The following is a 15,483-nucleotide window of genomic DNA, read 5'->3' as shown; positions in this document are numbered from 1 at the left end:
TTCCGAGTCGGTAGAGAGCGCACCGGTTGCAGATAACCCGGGTCGGTTTTCACCGATACGGTCCGAACCATCTGCGATAGCTGGGCAATATAACAAGATGACTAATTTCCCCGGCGCGATGGGTACGTTTTTTACGATCGACGGGTTGACACTTGCGCAGCGCAGCATGACAATGCGCGCGCCCTCCGGCGCGCTGCGCCGGTCGGCTCCCAGTCCTGACAAACCAAGGCATATGGACGTTTACCCTAGTCGCAACGTCGACATCCGCTCGCTTCGGGTGCCGGCGCCGCATAACAACAAGTTGAACGCCTGCGGCGACCGCCTGCGGTCGGCTGGTGCTTTCCTGATCTAGGGAAACCCCGGCCCATCCTGGACGACGCCGGCGGCGTCGTTACGAGGAGATGGGCCCATGAAGCTCCTTCGCGATTTTTTCCGCCTGCGGCTTGCAGGACTGCGTGGCGCGTCCTTTCGCGGCACTGCGGCGCCGTACGATTTTCGCGTGACCGTGCCGGCGCCGCTGGACAGGCCGAGCGACCGCGACGCCGTGGTTGTCGATTTGCCGCGCGCACACGTACCTCCGATGCGGCGTGAGCCGGCATCGTTCCTGAAAACCCCTCGTCATCGTCGGCTCGGCGCCAGTCGCTGATGGTCACGGTTGTTCGGCGCAAGGGCTGGCCTCCCCCAACTTCGATGGGGTGGATCGACGGTGGCTGCGCAGGCAGCCTCGCACGGTAGCGTGACGACGGACGGGTGCCGTTCGCGCTGCGCGGCATCGGCATTCCGACACACGGAAGCGAATCATGAGCAAGATCTCCCAACCATCCGCCGGCAGGACGGCGGGTACGGGTACCTCGAAAGCGGTGTCGGCCACGGTGGTGCAGCGCGCGTTTGACGACGCGGCATCGCTGCTGGCGGCGTTGGACACCATGACCGGTGGCCTCGACGAGCAGCAGATCGGCATGCGCCTGCATCGCGATGGCGCCAACGAGGTGTCGCACGAGAAGCCGCCGCATTGGTCGCTGCAACTGCTGCATGCGTTCAAGAATCCGTTCATCGTGGTGTTACTGGTGCTGGCCGGTGTGCAGCTGTTCACCGATGGCAACGACCTGACCGGACCGGTCATCATCGCCGTGATGGTCGGCATCAGCGTCGTGCTGAGCTTCACCCAGGAATACCGTTCCTCGCGCGCCGCCGAAAAGCTCAAGGCGATGGTGCGCAATACGGCCACGGTGACACGGCGCGCCTCCGACGGGCACAGCGAACAGATCGAAGTGCCGGTTGCCGAGCTGGTGGTCGGCGACATCGTGCATCTGGGCGCGGGTGACATGGTGCCCGCGGACTTGCGCCTGCTTGGCGCGAAGGATCTGTTCATCAGCCAGGCAATCCTCACCGGCGAATCGCTGCCGGTGGAGAAGTCCGCCCCCGCGCGCGTCGGCCATGCCGATGGCGCCGATTACAGCAATCCACTGGATCTGCCGACCGTCTGCTACATGGGCACCAACGTGGTCAGCGGCACCGCCGCCGCGGTGGTGCTGGCGACCGGCGCGCACAGCTACCTCGGTTCGCTGGCGCACAGCCTGTCCGGCCAGCGCGTGCAGACCAGTTTCGATCGCGGGGTGAACAGCGTCAGCTGGCTGTTGCTGCGCTTCATGGCGGTGATGGTGCCGGTGGTGTTCCTGATCAACGGACTGGACAAGCACAACTGGACCGAGGCGTTCCTTTTCGCGCTATCGGTTGCGGTGGGGCTGACCCCGGAGATGCTGCCGCTGATCGTCACCGCCAACCTGGCCAAGGGCGCGCTGGCGATGTCACGTCGCAAGGTGGTGGTGAAGCGACTCAACGCGATCCAGAACTTCGGCGCGATGGATGTCTTGTGCACCGACAAGACCGGCACGCTGACGCTGGACAGGATCGTGCTGGAGCGCCATCTGGACCTCGACGGCGAGGAATCCGACGAGGCGTTGGAATACGGTTATCTCAACAGCCGTTTCCAGACCGGCCTGAAGAACCTGATGGACAAGGCGGTGCTCGAGCATCGCGACCTGGAGGCGGCAGCCACGCGATACCGGGTGGTTGACGAGATTCCGTTTGATTTCCAGCGCCGGCGCATGTCGGTGGTGGTCACCAACGGCGACGGCGAGCACCTGCTGATCTGCAAGGGCGCGGTGGAGGAGATGCTGTCGATCTGCGCGTTCGCCCGGACCGGCGACGTCGTCGAGCCGATGACCGACGAGCGTCGCGGCGAGATCAAGGCGATGACGCACAAGCTCAACGAGGACGGCCTGCGTGTGCTGGTGGTGGCCGTGCTGCGCCAGCCTTCGCGCGAGCTGGCTTATGGCGTGGGTGACGAGGGCGGTTTGACCGCCGTCGGCTGCCTGGCCTTCCTCGATCCGCCGAAGGACTCCGCCGCCACCGCGATCCGCGCGCTGCACCAGCATGGCGTCGAAGTGAAGGTGATTACTGGTGACAACGAGGCGGTAACCCGCAAGATCTGCCGCGAGGTCGGGCTCGATGTCACCCACTCCGTGCAGGGCCGGGACATCGAGGAGCTCGATGACGTCGCGCTCGACGCGCTGGTCGCGCGCGTCACCGTGTTCGCCAAGATGTCGCCGCTGCAGAAGGCGCGCGTGGTGCGTGCGTTGCAACGGCTTGGCCACACGGTCGGCTTTCTCGGCGACGGCATCAACGACGCGCCGGCGCTGCACGACGCCGACGTCGGCATCTCGGTGGATACCGCCACCGACATCGCCAAGGAATCAGCCGACATCATCCTGCTGGAGAAGAACCTGATGGTGCTGGAGGAGGGCGTGCTGGAAGGCCGCGTCACCTTCGGCAACATCATGAAGTACATCAAGATGACCGCCAGCTCGAACTTCGGCAACGTGTTCAGCGTGCTGGTGGCCAGCGCGTTCCTGCCGTTCCTGCCGATGCTGCCGTTGCAGATCCTGGTACAGAATCTTCTGTACGACATCTCGCAGTTGTCGATCCCGTTCGACCGCATGGACGAGGAATACCTGAGCAAGCCGCGCAAGTGGGATGCCGGTGACATCGGCCGTTTCATGGCATGGATCGGCCCGGTCAGCTCGATCTTCGACATCACCACGTTCTGGTTGATGTGGCACTACTTCGGCGCGAACTCGCCGGCGCACCAGTCGCTGTTCCAGTCCGGCTGGTTCATCGAGGGCCTGCTGTCGCAGACGCTGATCGTGCACATGATCCGTACCCGTCGCATCCCGTTCGTGCAGAGCATCGCGGCGGCGCCGGTGCTCGGCCTGACGCTCGCGATCATGGTGGTCGGGATGTTGATTCCGTTCAGTGCGCTGGGCGCGAAGATCGGCATGGTGCCGTTGCCGCCGATGTATTTCGCCTGGCTGGCGTTGACCCTGGTGAGTTACTGCGTGCTGACCCAGCTGATGAAGGTGATCTACATTCGCCGCTACGGCCGCTGGCTGTAACGCCAGGCCTCCCGTAGGAGCCCGCTGGCGGGCGATGCTCTTTCAGGGCATGCGGGGACCGAAGAGCATCGCCCGCCAGCGGGCTCCTACGGGGCGGCATTTCAGTGACAGGGCGGGCATTGCCCACTACGACACCGATTCCACGGAAAGCCCGGGAGGCTTCAATCGGTTTCGTGGCGAACTTCAGCACCTGCAAGATCACCACGTGCCGCGTAGCGCCGAGCCACCAACGCACACACCATCAGCTGCAGCTGATGAAAAATCATCAGTGGCAGCACCAGGGCACCCAGGCCGCCGACTTGTCCGGCGAACAGGATCTTTGCCATCGGGATACCGCTGGCCAGGCTCTTCTTGGAGCCGCAGAACACAATGGTGATTTCGTCCTCGCGCGAAAAGCCGAGTCGTCGGGTGATCCAGGTGAGCGTCGGCATCACCAGCGCCAGCAGCAGCGCGCACATCGCCAGTGTGGAGAGCAGGGCGGAGAACGGTGTATTCCGCCATAGTCCTTCGACCACGGCCGCGCTGAACGCGGTATAGACCACCAGCAGGATCGTGCCCTGGTCGGTGAAGCCGAGCAGCGGTTTGTGCCGGGCGATGAAACCACCGATCCAGCGTTGGGCGAGGTGCCCCAGCACGAACGGCAGCAGCAACTGCAGCACGATATCCAGCACGCCGTGCCACGACGTGCCGGTGTCGCCGTGGCGGCTCAGCAGCAGGCCGGCCAGCAACGGAGTCAACACGATGCCGATCAGGTTCGACAGCGATGCGCTCACCACTGCCGCGGACACATTGCCGCCGGCGATCGAGGTGAACGCGATCGATGACTGCACCGTCGACGGCAGCAGGCAGACGAACAGCACACCCAGGTAAAGCTGGGGTGTCAGCCATGCGTGCCCGAGTGGTTGCAGTGCCAGCCCCAGCAGCGGGAACAACACGAAGGTGCTGGCGAATACGGTCAGGTGCAGCCGCCAGTGGACAAGGCCTTGCATGATCGCCGCGCGCGGCAGCTTGGCGCCATGCAGGAAAAACAGCAGTGCGATCGCCACATCGGTGATGCCACCGAAAACCCTTGCCGCCTCACCCTGGCAAGGAAGCAACGAGGCCAGCATCACCGTGGCCAGCAGCGCGAGGGTGAAGTTATCGGGAAGAAAACGGCGCAACGGCGTGCCGGCGATTCAATCCAGCCTGCAGCGATCGCGGCTGCGACGTCGCCACCACAACACCAGTACGATCAGCAACAGAAGGCCGACCAGCGCCCACAGGCTGCTCTGGCCGCGATGAATCCATTTCACCAGCCAGTCGTGGTTGTCGGCACCGAAGAAACCGAGATAGACCCAGAAAGGTACGCTGATCAGTGCCGCCAGCGTGTCGATCAGCAGGAAGCGCAGGAACGACACCCGATGCGTGGTGCCGGCGGTGAGGTAGACCGTGGTACGCATGCCGGGCAGAAACCGCGCGAAGAACAGCATGCGGTTGCCGTAGCGATCGAATTTTTCCTGAACCATCGCATAGCGTTCGGGGGTGAGCACGCGCGCCACGAAACGCCACTGTAGGATACGTGCGCCGTAATGGTGGCCGAGCATGAAGATGGCGGCGTCACCCAGCAGTACACCGAACATCGTCAGCGCAAACATGACATGCACGTTGGCGTAGCCGAGGCCCGCGATCACGCCGCCGGCGACCAGGGTGATGTCTTCCGGCAGCGGCAGGCCGGCACCGCAGATCATCAGCGCGATGAACACCGCGACATAGCCGTTTTCGGCGAAGATCGTGATCAGTTGTTGCAGCAAATCCATCGCTATCCCTGCACCTCATGCGAAACCTGCACCATCGCAGTCGGGCATGATCCCACAGTCGGGTCGTGACGCCGGCTCGAAGGAGCGGGCCGAGGCCGGGAGTCCAGCGGCACGCGGCACACCGTCGTGATCATGCCGAGGCCACCGGTGGTCGCACACGGGCGGCCAGCAATTCGCGCAATTCCGCCTTTTCCGCGTTTTCCAGTTTGCCGTCGCGGCTCTTCGCGGTCAGCGCATCGCGACGCTGGGTGATCGCCTGATCCTCCATCCGGCCCAGCGCATCGAAGAATTCGATGCGCTGGCTTTCCGGTTCGCCCACCGACATCGCCGCCATCAGCTTTTGCAACGAGGGATACTCCGGTCGCTCCGCGAAATGCTCCACCAGCATCGCGGAGTTGATGCCGGGCCGCGAGCGCGAGATGTCGAGCAGTTCGGCCAGCAGTTCCACCCCGGGTTTATCCAGGCGTAAAAAGCGATAGGGCTTTTCTACCTGGTCGGCCACGCCCGGTTGTGCCAACAGCAATGAAATCGCGCTGCGCACCAGGCTGCGCTGCACCGCCGTGGGCCGCTGCATCGCGCGCTGCGCCGCCGGATCGGGCTGCAACATGGCGCGCGCACCGCTGCGTTTTTCCAGCTCCTGCGCCATCAGGTCGCGAAATGCGCCGTCCGGCAACTTGGCGATCAGCGGGCGGGCGCGCTCAGCCAGTCGGGCGCGCCCATCGAGGCTGCCCATCTCCACGTCGTGCGACAGCTCGTTGAAGAAATAATCCGACAACGGCATCGCATCCTTGATACGTTTTTCGAAGCCGTCCCTGCCTTCCTTGCGCACCAGCGAATCCGGGTCCTCGCCGTCGGGGAGGAACAGGAAGTATGCCTGGCGGCCATCGCGCAACCGCGGCAGCGCCGATTCCAGCGCCTTCCACGCCGCGGCACGGCCGGCGCGGTCGCCGTCGAAGCAGAACACCACGTCCGGCGCGGCGCGAAACAGTACTTCGGTATGCTCCGGCGTGGTCGCCGTGCCCAGCGTGGCCACCGCGATCGGCAGGCCGGCCTGGTGCAGCGCGATCACGTCCATGTAGCCCTCGACCACCACGATCCGCAGCAGGTTCGCGTTGGCCTGCTTCACCTGCCACAGCGCGAACAGTTCGCGGCCCTTGTGGAACAGCGGGGTTTCCGGCGAGTTGAGGTATTTCGGCGATTGCTCCGCACTCAACACCCGTCCACCGAACGCGATCACCCGGCCGCGACGATCCAGGATCGGAAACATCAGCCGCTCACGAAAGCGGTCGTACTTGCTGCCGCGCTCGCTCGACGCGACCATCCCGGCCTCGTTCAGCAGCTCCATCCGACGCGGGCTGTTGCCGAGCGACTTGATCACGCCGTCGTAGCCGGCCGGCGCCCAGCCGAGGCGGAAGCGCTTGATCGTTTCCGCATCCAGCCCACGCTTTTTGCAATACGCCTGCGCGTCCGCGTTGCGCGGCAGCTCGCCCTCATACCAGCCGGCGGCGGCATCCAGCAGGGCATAGAGGTCGGTCTTGTCCTCGCGCGGGGCCGCCTCGCGACCGCCCTCGCGCGGCACCGTCAGGCCGACCGTCTGCGCCAGTTCCTCGACCGCGTCGGGAAACTCCAGTCGTTCGTAGTCCATCAGGAACTTCACCGCGCTGCCATGCGCGCCGCAGCCGAAACAGTGGAAGAACTGCTTGGCCGGACTCACATAGAACGACGGTGTGCGTTCGTTGTGGAACGGGCAGCATGCCGTCCACTCGCGCCCGGCCTTTTTCAACGGCACCCGCCGCTCGATCACGTCGACGATGTCGACGCGGGCAAGCAGTTCATCGATGAAGCTGTCGGGGATCAGGCCACGCATGAGAGTTGCAGTTTAGTCGGTTGCCGCTGGGGAGGCTCGGCCGGATTACGTAAACTCGGCAGTATTCCCAACCAGGGGGCGATGACGATGGCTGGACTGACCTTTCGCCCGGCCACGGTGGCGGACGCGGCTGCGGCGGTGCCGTTGATCCACAGTTCCGGGCCGGCGGCGTTCGAATATGTGTTCGCGGTGCCTGGCGTGGGCGGTGCGCACGCATTCCTGCACCGGGCGTTCACGGATGGCGCGGGTGAGTTCGGCTGGCGCAACCACGTGGTGGGCGAGCTGGACGGTGAGGTGGTGGCGGTGGGTGCGGGGTATGGTGGCGACACCAAGTGGCCGTTCACGCGGGCCGCGGCGCGGCAGATCCTCGGTCATTACGGCTGGCATCGCGCAGCGGGGGTGATAGCGCGGGGATTGAAGACGGAATCGGTGATACCGCCGCCGGCCGGTGAGATCTACTACCTGGGACACCTGGGCGTGCACCCGTCGCTGCGCGGCAACGGGTTTGGCTCGGCATTGGTCCACCACTTGCTCGCCTCGAGGCCGGGCGCCGCCGCCGGTCGGGCTGCCGTCAGGGTGATCCTGGATGTGGCGACGACCAACCCGGACGCCCAGCGGCTCTATCAGCGGCTGGGTTTCATGGTGATCGGCGAGCGCCATTCGCGCCTGGCCAATGCGCGGGGCCGCGTGCCGGATCACCGGCGCATGCAATGGCAGGCGCCGGCCTGACTCGTCGTCAGAGCAGGTGGATGACGCCAATGACCGCCAGCAGGGCAAGCAGGAACAGGATCACGAAGCACGCAAACAGCACTTTGGCGATGGTGGCCGTGGCGCCGGAAACCCCGCCAAAGCCGAGCCAGCCGGTGACCAATGAGACAATGGCGAAAATAATGGCCCACTTCAGCATGTACTTCTCCTGCGACGATATCCGCCCGCGCGGGGCGCCCGGCGAGTCGAGGCCGTTTTGTAGCGAAAACGGCGTGAACGTGATGCATCGCCGCCAGGAACGACACCCATGGTGATCACGGCAGTGATGATGCACCGTCAGCGCGCCTTGGTACGCGCGTTCGAGCGGGCTGGAGCCACCAGTGCGACGCAGGCGCGCAGCGCGGAGCAGTTGGGACTTAAGCCGGGCATGGCCTGGCATCAGCTGGTTGGCCACGCGGTGTTGCGCTGCCCGGGTGAGGGGCGTTATTTCCTGGATCAGGCGAACTGGCAGCGCTTGCGTCGGCGCCGCCGGATCATCGCGTTCGCGGTCATCGGCGGCTTGCTGGTGCTGCTGGCGCTGATCGTGCTGCTGACCGCACGCGCGGCGTGAAGCTTCAACCGGCCAGTCGCGCCTTGATCTTGCCCGAGACCACGCCCATGTCGGCGCGGCCGGCGGCTTTCTCTTTCACCGCGGCCACCACCTTGCCCATGTCGCGCGGTGAGCTGGCGCCGGTCTCGGCGATCGCGGCATCGATCAGCGCATCGATCTCGGCTTCGTCCAGCTTGCTCGGCAGGTAGGTCTCGATCACCACCATCTCGGCACGCTCGATCGCCGACAGGTCCTCGCGGCTGGCGGCATCGAACTGGCTGACCGAATCCTTGCGCTGCTTGAGCATCTTTTCCAGCACGCTCAGCACCTGCACGTCATCCAGTTCGATCCGTTCATCCACTTCGCGCTGCTTGATCGCGGCCAGCATCAGCCGGATCACGCCCAGCCGATGCTTGTCGCCGCCGCGCATGGCGGTCTTCATGTCTTCGGTGAGCTTCTGCGTGAGTGTCATGGCGAATAGTCTCGGGAAGTGGGCAGATGGCGATGGAAAGCTGATTCTACGGAAACGACAAAGCCGGCGTTATCCAAAGGACAACACCGGCCAATGTCGAATCCGAGAGCGTGCGGTGGCTGCGAGAACCCGCGCCGACCGTGTTTCCTTCCATGCGCAGCGCCGGAGCGCTGCATGATCCACCGCGAGGCGGCGGATCGGGAAACTCAGTACAGACGGACTTTGCGCGAGACGTCCCGCGACAGACGACGCAGGTGACGCTTCACCGCGGCAGCGCGCTTGCGCTTGCGCTCCTGGGTCGGCTTTTCGTAGAACTCACGCTTGCGCGTTTCAGCCAGGACGCCGGCCTTCTCGCAGGTACGCTTGAAACGACGCAGTGCAATCTCGAACGGCTCGTTCTCGCGAACTTTTACGTTGGGCATGGAAACTCCGAGTGGTAATCTGCCCGCATGTACGGGACTGTCAAATAGGGCGAGCCGCGAATTATACCGTGAACATCCAAGAATTTTCAAAGCCGACTTTCAACAAGCCCGTGCTGGGAATCGAGACCTCCTGCGACGAAACCGGCGTGGCGCTGCTGCGCTGGGAGCCGGAGGCGCCGGGTCGCGGCCTGCTGGCACATACGCTTTACAGCCAGATCAAGCTGCACGCCGATTACGGCGGCGTGGTGCCGGAGCTGGCCAGCCGCGACCATGTGCGCAAGCTGCTGCCGCTGATCCGCGAGGCGCTGGCCCAGGCCGGGTTGACCGTGCAGGACCTGGGCGGGGTGGCTTATACCGCTGGCCCCGGCCTCGTCGGCGCGCTGCTGGTCGGGGCGTCGGCCGGGCGCGCACTGGCCTGGGCGCTGGGCGTACCGGCGATCGGGGTGCATCACATGGAAGGCCACCTGCTGGCCCCGCTGCTGGAGGAAAACCCGCCCGAACCGCCGTTCGTCGCGCTTCTGGTCTCCGGCGGCCATTCGATGCTGGTCGAGGTCAAGGCGATCGGCCAGTACACCATCCTGGGCGACACGCTGGACGACGCCGCCGGCGAGGCGTTCGACAAGACCGCGAAGATGATGGGCTTGCCGTATCCCGGCGGCCCGGCGCTGGCGAAACTGGCCGAGCAGGGCCGGGCGGGCGCGTTCCGATTCTCCCGCCCGATGACCGACCGCCCCGGTCTGGATTTCAGCTTCTCCGGCCTGAAAACCCAGGTGTTGCTGGCCTGGCAGAAATCGGATCAGGGCGAACAGACCCGCGCCGACATCGCCCGGGCGTTCGAAGAAGCCATCGTCGACACGCTGATCATCAAATGCCGCCGCGCGCTGGCGGCCAGTGGCGCGCAGCGGCTGGTGATCGCCGGCGGCGTCGGTGCCAACCGAAGACTGCGCAGCGAACTGGCCAGGGCCGGTGAGAAGGACGGATTCCAGGTGTACTTTCCGCGGCTGGATTTCTGCACCGACAACGGCGCGATGATCGCGCTGGCCGGCGCGATCCGCCTGGCCAGCGGCCAGCACCAGGACGAAACCGTGCAGGTGCGCCCGCGCTGGGATCTGCAGAGCTTGCCAGCGGCATGAACATTCCGGTCGCCGGTTCGCGCAGCAGGTTCCGCAAGGGGCGCCGCTGGCTGATTGCGTGTCTGCTGGTGATCGTTGCCGTTGTATTGACGGGCGGGTACTGGCTGTGGGTTCCGGCCTCCGGCGATCTGGCGCAATCGGCGGTCATCGATGGTCGCAGTCGGCAGTGGCTGGTGCATGTACCCGCCGGTTATCGCGCCGGGCACGCGGTGCCGCTGGTGATCGCCTTTCACGGTCACTACAGCTCGCCGGAAAAAATGGTGCATCTGACCGGCCTGGATCCGGTCGCCGACCGATCCGGTTTCATCGTGGTCTACCCGCAGGGCATTGACCGGTCCTGGGCTGCCGGGGTCGGCAGCGAGGCGGACAAGGCGGGCGTGGACGATGTGTCTTTCACGCGTACCTTGCTGGATCGGCTGCAGGCGCAATACAGCATTGATCCGCGCCACGTGGTGCTCACCGGATTTTCCAACGGTGCGCATCTGGTGCAATGGCTGGGATGCAGGCTGGCGGACCGGGTGACCGCGATTGTGCCGGTCAGTGGCACCCCCGCGCCGTCACTGATGGCGGGCTGCCATCCGACCCGCCCGCTCGGCGTGATCGAATTCCATGGCAAGAGTGACCCGATCGATCCGTTCGAAGGTGGCAGGATCCATGTGCCCGGCGGTGGCGAGGTGCTGCCCGTGCCGCTGACCATGGGCGACTGGGCAGCCGCAAACCACTGCAGTGCGACCAGCCGCGATGCCGCAGTTGGTGCACCCGATGACGGTATTGAAGTGATCCGTCGCGATTATCCGGATTGCGAAGGTGGCGTTCAGGTCACGCTGTACGAAGTGGCCGGTGGTGGTCACACCTGGCCGGGTGGACCGCAATACCTGCCGCGGTTCCTGGTCGGCAAGGCGACACACGTCGTCGACGCAAGCGACATCATCGGCCAGCTGGTCAGTCCAGGCCAGTAGCCTGACGTGTCGTATGCCCGACGGCATGGCGGGGCCGGATGCCGGTCATCAAATCCCGCAGGGAGTCGCGGTTACCACTGCGTGCGTCCAGGCAGCAGGCCTTTCAGCTCCGCCTCGGTGAGGTTGCGCCACTGGCCGACTTTCAGGTGGGCCAGCTTCACGTTGTCGATGCGCACGCGGCGCAGCTGGGTGACGCGATAGCCGAACGCAGCCGCCATCAGGCGAATCTGCCGGTTCAGACCCTGGGTCAGCACGATCGAGAAGCCGAATTTCGCGATGCGCCGAACGCGGCACGGCTGGGTCATCTGGTTGTGGATGCGCACGCCCTTGGCCATACCGGCGAGAAATTCGTCGGTGACGGCCTTGTTCACGCCGACCAGGTATTCCTTCTCGTGGTTGTTCTCCGCGCGCAGGATCTCGTTGACGATGTCACCGTTGCTGGTCAGCAGGATCAATCCTTCTGAATCCTTGTCCAGCCGGCCGATCGGAAAGATCCGCTGCGGATGATCGATGAAATCGACGATATTGCCGTCCACCCCGTGGTCGGTGGTGCAGGTGATGCCGACCGGCTTGTTCAGCGCGACGTAAATGGCTTTCTTCGTGGCCGGGGTGGCGGCCAGGATGCGCGCCCTGACGATCTCGCCATCCACGCGCACCTCGTCACCGTCCAGCGCCTTGGCGCCCGTCGTGACCACCTCGCCATTGATGCTGACGCGGCCAGCCAACAGCAGCTCATCCGCCTCGCGGCGCGAGCACAGGCCGGCTTCGCTGATGTATTTGTTGACGCGCATGCCGGATCTCGTTGTAGGCGACTTCAGTCGCGATGCTCTTGCGGGTGGAAGAGCAGAAGCATCGCGGCTGAAGCCGCTCCCACACAGGTACAGATCAGGAGCGCAGCCCGACGCCGCGCTTCAGCAGCTGCAGCGCCACGATCGACAGTGCGACCACGAAGCCGAGCATCACCGCGAACGCCACCCCGACATGCACGTCGCTGATGCCGAGCACGCCGAAGCGGAACGCATTCACCATGTACAGGATCGGGTTGGCGCGCGAGATCGCCTGCCACGGTTCGCCCAGCATGTTGACCGAATAGAACACGCCGCCGAGGTAGGTCAGCGGGGTCAGGATGAAGGTCGGCACCAGCGCGATGTCATCGAATTTCTTCGCGTACACCGCGTTGACGAAACCGGCCAGCGAAAAGATCGTGGCGCCCAGCAAGACCGAGGCGAACGTGATCAACGGATGCAGCACATGCAGGTCGGTGAAGAACAGCGCAATCAGCAACACCAGGATGCCGACGACGAGCCCGCGCGCCACCGCGCCGGTGACGTAACCCAGCAGGATCACCCAGTTCGGCATTGGCGACACCAGCATTTCCTCCACGGCGCGGCTGAACTTGGCGCCGAAGAACGAGCTGGAAATATTGCCGTAGCTGTTGGTGATGATGCTCATCATCACCAACCCGGGGACGAGGTACTGCATGTAGCTGAAGCCGCCCTCGATGGTGCCGATGCGGCTGCCGATCAGCTTGCCGAAGATCACGAAGTACAGCGTCATCGTGATCGCCGGCGGGATCAGCGTCTGGGTCCAGATGCGCATGATGCGCACGATCTCGCGGCGCACCAGGGTGCCGAGTGCAACGAGGTTGGCGGCGGTGTTGCTCATGCGGCCCGCTCCTTGTCGTTGCGGCCACCTTCGACGAGTCGCACGAACAACTCCTCCAGCCGGTTGGTCTTGTTGCGCATCGAGGTCACCGTGATGCCGTTGGCGGACAACGCCGCGAACAATGAATTGAGGTCGTGCGAGCGGGCCATTTCAGCCTCCAGCGTATGTTCGTCGCGGCGGCGCAGACTGACGTTGGGCAAATCCGGCAGCTCGGCCGGCATCGTGGCCACGTCCAGCACGAAGGTTTCCACGTCCAGCGTCGCCAGCAGGCGCTTCATGCTGGTGTTCTCGATGATGGTGCCGTGGTCGATGATCGCGATGTTGCGGCACAGCGACTCGGCTTCCTCCAGGTAATGCGTAGTCAGGATCACCGTGGTGCCAGCCGCATTGATGGCGCTGACGAACTGCCACATCGAGCGGCGGATCTCGATGTCCACACCGGCCGTTGGCTCGTCGAGGATCAGCAGCTTCGGCTCGTTCATCATCGCGCGGGCGATCATCAGCCGCCGCTTCATGCCGCCGGACAAGGTGCGTGCCTGCATCTGCGCCTTGTCCCACAGGCGCAGTTCCTTCAGGTATTTCTCCGCGCGCCTCGCCGCCTCCTTGCGCGGGATGCCGTAGAAACCGGCCTCGTTCACGCAGATGTCGAACGGTTTCTCGAACTGGTTGAAGTTGATCTCCTGCGGCACCAGCCCGATCAACCGCATCGCTTCGCTGCGGTCCTGGTTGACCGACACGCCGAATACCCGCGCGTCGCCCGACGTGGAGTTCACCAGCGAGGAAAGGATGCCGATCAGGGTGGATTTGCCGGCGCCGTTGGGGCCGAGCAGGGCAAAAAAGTCGCCGGGCTGCACGGTCAGGCTGATGCCCTTGAGCGCTTCGACGCCATTGCCATAGGTTTTACGCAGGTTTTCGACGACAAGCGCGGGGGGCGTATCGGGGGAGAGCGGGGACATGGGCTGCACCGAGGGGGTTAGCCTTTATTATAGCGGGCTATGTTCCGCTGCCTGACCTGCCAGGCGGCACACACCGTTTCCGGAAAACTCCATGGCCGACCATTTCCAGCTCCGTCTCGTCGACAGTCGCATGCTCGCTCCGGCGGTGCGCCACCTCGTGTTCGAGCGCGTCGACGGCCAGCCGCTGGCGTTCCAGCCGGGCCAGTTCCTGCAGGTCCACTTCCATTACGACGACGGCACCGCGACCAAGCGCAGCTACTCGGTGGCCACCATCGGCGATGGCAGCTCGCCGGTGCAGCGCATCGAAATCGCCGTGAGTTATGTCGAGGGCGGCGCGGCGACGAAACTGCTCGGCGAGTTGCCTCTGGACGGCGTTATCGACGCCAGCGGTCCCTACGGTCGCTTCTGCCTGCAGGCCGCCGACGCCCATCCGCGCTACCTGCTGCTGGCCACCGGTACCGGCGTCACCCCGTATCGCGCCATGTTGCCGCAGATCGAAAAACTGCTGGCCAAGGGCGATCGCGAGGTGGTGCTGCTGTACGGCGCCCGTAACGAAACCGAATTGCTCTATGGCGCCGAGTTCGAAGCCTTCGCGGAAACCCACCCCGGCTTCCTCTTCCATGGCTGCCTGAGCCGCGAAGCCCGTGCCATCGCGCGCCCCCACGACCGTAGCGGCCACGTACAAAACGTGCTGGCCGAACTCGGCCCGCATGCCGATCGCGACATCGCCTACCTGTGCGGCAACCCGAACATGGTCGATGCCGCATTCGCCGCGCTGAAGGAGTTCGGCCTGCCGGTGCCGCAAATCAGGCGCGAGAAGTACATTTCGTCGCGGTGATCACCCTCGGGTGACCGATGAGGCGTCATGTTCGTTCACCAAGGGCTCACGAGCGGTTAACTCCGCAAGGCTTAGTTGTGGAAGCTGCCACGCAGACGACCGGTTTGCGGTGCCGGATCGCCCAATAATGTGATGTGAGTCACATTTCATGAGGTGAGCCCGCTCAAGCCCGTCAAGCCTGCGCCGCTCATGCCGAAAGCCAATGAGAGGCACCGCATCGGCGGAGCACCTCGTGAGGTGACGGTATGACAGGCTCCTTGGGTAAAGCATTGGCGGGCTGCGTCTTGACCATGCTCATCGGCGTGCCGGCCGCGCATGCAGCGGCGATCAATCGCATCGTCTTTTCAGGTGCGGTGGTCGAACCGACCTGTTCCATGGAAGGCGCGTCCAACGGTGCCGCGCTGGGCTCCAGCAATGAATCCGTCCGCAACCACCTGAGTTGCGGCCGTACGTCGACGAATCCCGGTCGCTCATTCTCGCGAACAGTGACCGATCTGGCGGTGGCCGACCTGTCGCACGACCGCCTCCTCGATTACTTTGCCAGCTACGCTGGTGCCGCCGGCAGCAGCGAAGCCACGGCGAAAGTCGTCGTCTACATTTACGACTGAGCCTGGTGGAAGCGG

General features: G+C 64.6%; 18 protein-coding genes. 9 read left to right on the top strand and 9 right to left on the bottom strand.

Annotated features, from left to right (window positions below):
• Nucleotides 1–97: 97 nt before the first annotated feature.
• The 3 genes from ACPPVV_RS17525 to mgtA all read left to right on the top strand — a co-directional run bounded on the left by ACPPVV_RS17525 (nt 98) and on the right by mgtA (nt 3,455).
• Nucleotides 98–352: a hypothetical protein gene (locus tag ACPPVV_RS17525; RefSeq protein WP_426701146.1), complete on the top strand. Its 255-nt coding sequence runs from the start codon at nt 98–100 to the stop codon at nt 350–352.
• 57 nt (nt 353–409) lie between these two features.
• Nucleotides 410–646: a hypothetical protein gene (locus tag ACPPVV_RS17520; RefSeq protein ID WP_426701145.1), complete on the top strand. Its 237-nt coding sequence runs from the start codon at nt 410–412 to the stop codon at nt 644–646.
• A 154-nt stretch (nt 647–800) separates the two neighbouring features.
• Nucleotides 801–3,455 carry a magnesium-translocating P-type ATPase gene (mgtA, locus tag ACPPVV_RS17515; protein WP_426701144.1) on the top strand — a complete coding sequence of 885 codons (2,655 nt, stop codon included), beginning with the start codon at nt 801–803 and terminating at the stop codon, nt 3,453–3,455.
• Between the two features lie 161 nt (nt 3,456–3,616).
• Here mgtA and ACPPVV_RS17510 read toward each other — a convergent pair whose 3' ends face one another.
• From ACPPVV_RS17510 to dnaG, 3 genes are all read right to left on the bottom strand, one after another.
• Nucleotides 3,617–4,564, bottom strand: coding sequence for a bile acid:sodium symporter family protein (locus tag ACPPVV_RS17510; RefSeq protein WP_426703269.1), 948 nt, complete (start codon nt 4,562–4,564; stop codon nt 3,617–3,619).
• A gap of 66 nt (nt 4,565–4,630) precedes the next feature.
• A complete protein-coding gene (locus ACPPVV_RS17505) occupies nt 4,631–5,251 on the bottom strand; it encodes a DedA family protein (RefSeq protein WP_426701143.1) in 621 nt (206 codons plus the stop codon).
• Nucleotides 5,252–5,381: 130 nt separating this feature from the next.
• Nucleotides 5,382–7,118: a DNA primase gene (gene dnaG / locus ACPPVV_RS17500; protein WP_426701142.1), complete on the bottom strand. Its 1,737-nt coding sequence runs from the start codon at nt 7,116–7,118 to the stop codon at nt 5,382–5,384.
• Between the two features lie 87 nt (nt 7,119–7,205).
• Between dnaG and ACPPVV_RS17495 the strand changes: the two genes are divergently transcribed.
• Nucleotides 7,206–7,847: a GNAT family N-acetyltransferase gene (locus ACPPVV_RS17495; protein ID WP_426701141.1), complete on the top strand. Its 642-nt coding sequence runs from the start codon at nt 7,206–7,208 to the stop codon at nt 7,845–7,847.
• 7 nt (nt 7,848–7,854) lie between these two features.
• Here ACPPVV_RS17495 and ACPPVV_RS17490 read toward each other — a convergent pair whose 3' ends face one another.
• Nucleotides 7,855–8,025, bottom strand: a complete 171-nt coding sequence (locus ACPPVV_RS17490; RefSeq protein WP_426701140.1) for a DUF1328 domain-containing protein — start codon at nt 8,023–8,025, stop codon at nt 7,855–7,857.
• Nucleotides 8,026–8,133: 108 nt separating this feature from the next.
• Between ACPPVV_RS17490 and ACPPVV_RS17485 the strand changes: the two genes are divergently transcribed.
• Nucleotides 8,134–8,436, top strand: a complete 303-nt coding sequence (locus tag ACPPVV_RS17485; protein WP_426701139.1) for a hypothetical protein — start codon at nt 8,134–8,136, stop codon at nt 8,434–8,436.
• 4 nt (nt 8,437–8,440) lie between these two features.
• On the opposite strand, the gene ACPPVV_RS17480 is transcribed toward ACPPVV_RS17485, so the two are convergent.
• Both ACPPVV_RS17480 and rpsU read right to left on the bottom strand, forming a co-directional pair.
• Entirely contained in the window at nt 8,441–8,887 is a 447-nt protein-coding gene (locus ACPPVV_RS17480; protein WP_426701138.1) for a GatB/YqeY domain-containing protein, read from the bottom strand.
• Nucleotides 8,888–9,093: 206 nt separating this feature from the next.
• Entirely contained in the window at nt 9,094–9,309 is a 216-nt protein-coding gene (gene rpsU / locus ACPPVV_RS17475; RefSeq protein ID WP_007081639.1) for a 30S ribosomal protein S21, read from the bottom strand.
• Between the two features lie 68 nt (nt 9,310–9,377).
• On the opposite strand from rpsU, the gene tsaD reads away from it, so the two are divergent.
• Together tsaD and ACPPVV_RS17465 are read left to right on the top strand one after the other, a co-directional pair.
• A complete protein-coding gene (gene tsaD, locus ACPPVV_RS17470) occupies nt 9,378–10,442 on the top strand; it encodes a tRNA (adenosine(37)-N6)-threonylcarbamoyltransferase complex transferase subunit TsaD (protein ID WP_426701137.1) in 1,065 nt (354 codons plus the stop codon).
• A complete protein-coding gene (locus tag ACPPVV_RS17465; protein ID WP_426701136.1) occupies nt 10,439–11,401 on the top strand; it encodes an alpha/beta hydrolase family esterase in 963 nt (320 codons plus the stop codon). Before tsaD ends, ACPPVV_RS17465 begins: the two co-directional genes overlap by 4 nt.
• Nucleotides 11,402–11,472: 71 nt before the next feature.
• On the opposite strand, the gene ACPPVV_RS17460 is transcribed toward ACPPVV_RS17465, so the two are convergent.
• The 3 genes from ACPPVV_RS17460 to ACPPVV_RS17450 form a co-directional block, all read right to left on the bottom strand.
• Nucleotides 11,473–12,192 carry a pseudouridine synthase gene (locus tag ACPPVV_RS17460; RefSeq protein ID WP_426701135.1) on the bottom strand — a complete coding sequence of 240 codons (720 nt, stop codon included), beginning with the start codon at nt 12,190–12,192 and terminating at the stop codon, nt 11,473–11,475.
• 94 nt (nt 12,193–12,286) lie between these two features.
• Nucleotides 12,287–13,066: an ABC transporter permease gene (locus ACPPVV_RS17455; RefSeq protein ID WP_426701134.1), complete on the bottom strand. Its 780-nt coding sequence runs from the start codon at nt 13,064–13,066 to the stop codon at nt 12,287–12,289.
• Complete coding sequence (locus tag ACPPVV_RS17450; RefSeq protein ID WP_426701133.1) at nt 13,063–14,022, bottom strand: ATP-binding cassette domain-containing protein; 960 nt, start codon at nt 14,020–14,022, stop codon at nt 13,063–13,065. Before ACPPVV_RS17450 ends, ACPPVV_RS17455 begins: the two co-directional genes overlap by 4 nt.
• A gap of 91 nt (nt 14,023–14,113) precedes the next feature.
• Between ACPPVV_RS17450 and ACPPVV_RS17445 the strand changes: the two genes are divergently transcribed.
• Nucleotides 14,114–14,860, top strand: coding sequence for an FAD-binding oxidoreductase (locus ACPPVV_RS17445; RefSeq protein ID WP_426701132.1), 747 nt, complete (start codon nt 14,114–14,116; stop codon nt 14,858–14,860).
• A gap of 284 nt (nt 14,861–15,144) precedes the next feature.
• The gene (locus tag ACPPVV_RS17440; RefSeq protein WP_426701131.1) at nt 15,145–15,468 is read left to right on the top strand and encodes a hypothetical protein; all 324 of its coding nucleotides are present in this window, start codon (nt 15,145–15,147) and stop codon (nt 15,466–15,468) included.
• Nucleotides 15,469–15,483: the final 15 nt, after the last annotated feature.

Origin of the sequence: Rhodanobacter sp. Col0626 (genome assembly GCF_049994385.1) — a bacterium.
Classification (GTDB): Bacteria; Pseudomonadota; Gammaproteobacteria; order Xanthomonadales; family Rhodanobacteraceae; genus Rhodanobacter.
This window is presented reverse-complemented; position numbering and strand designations above follow the sequence as displayed.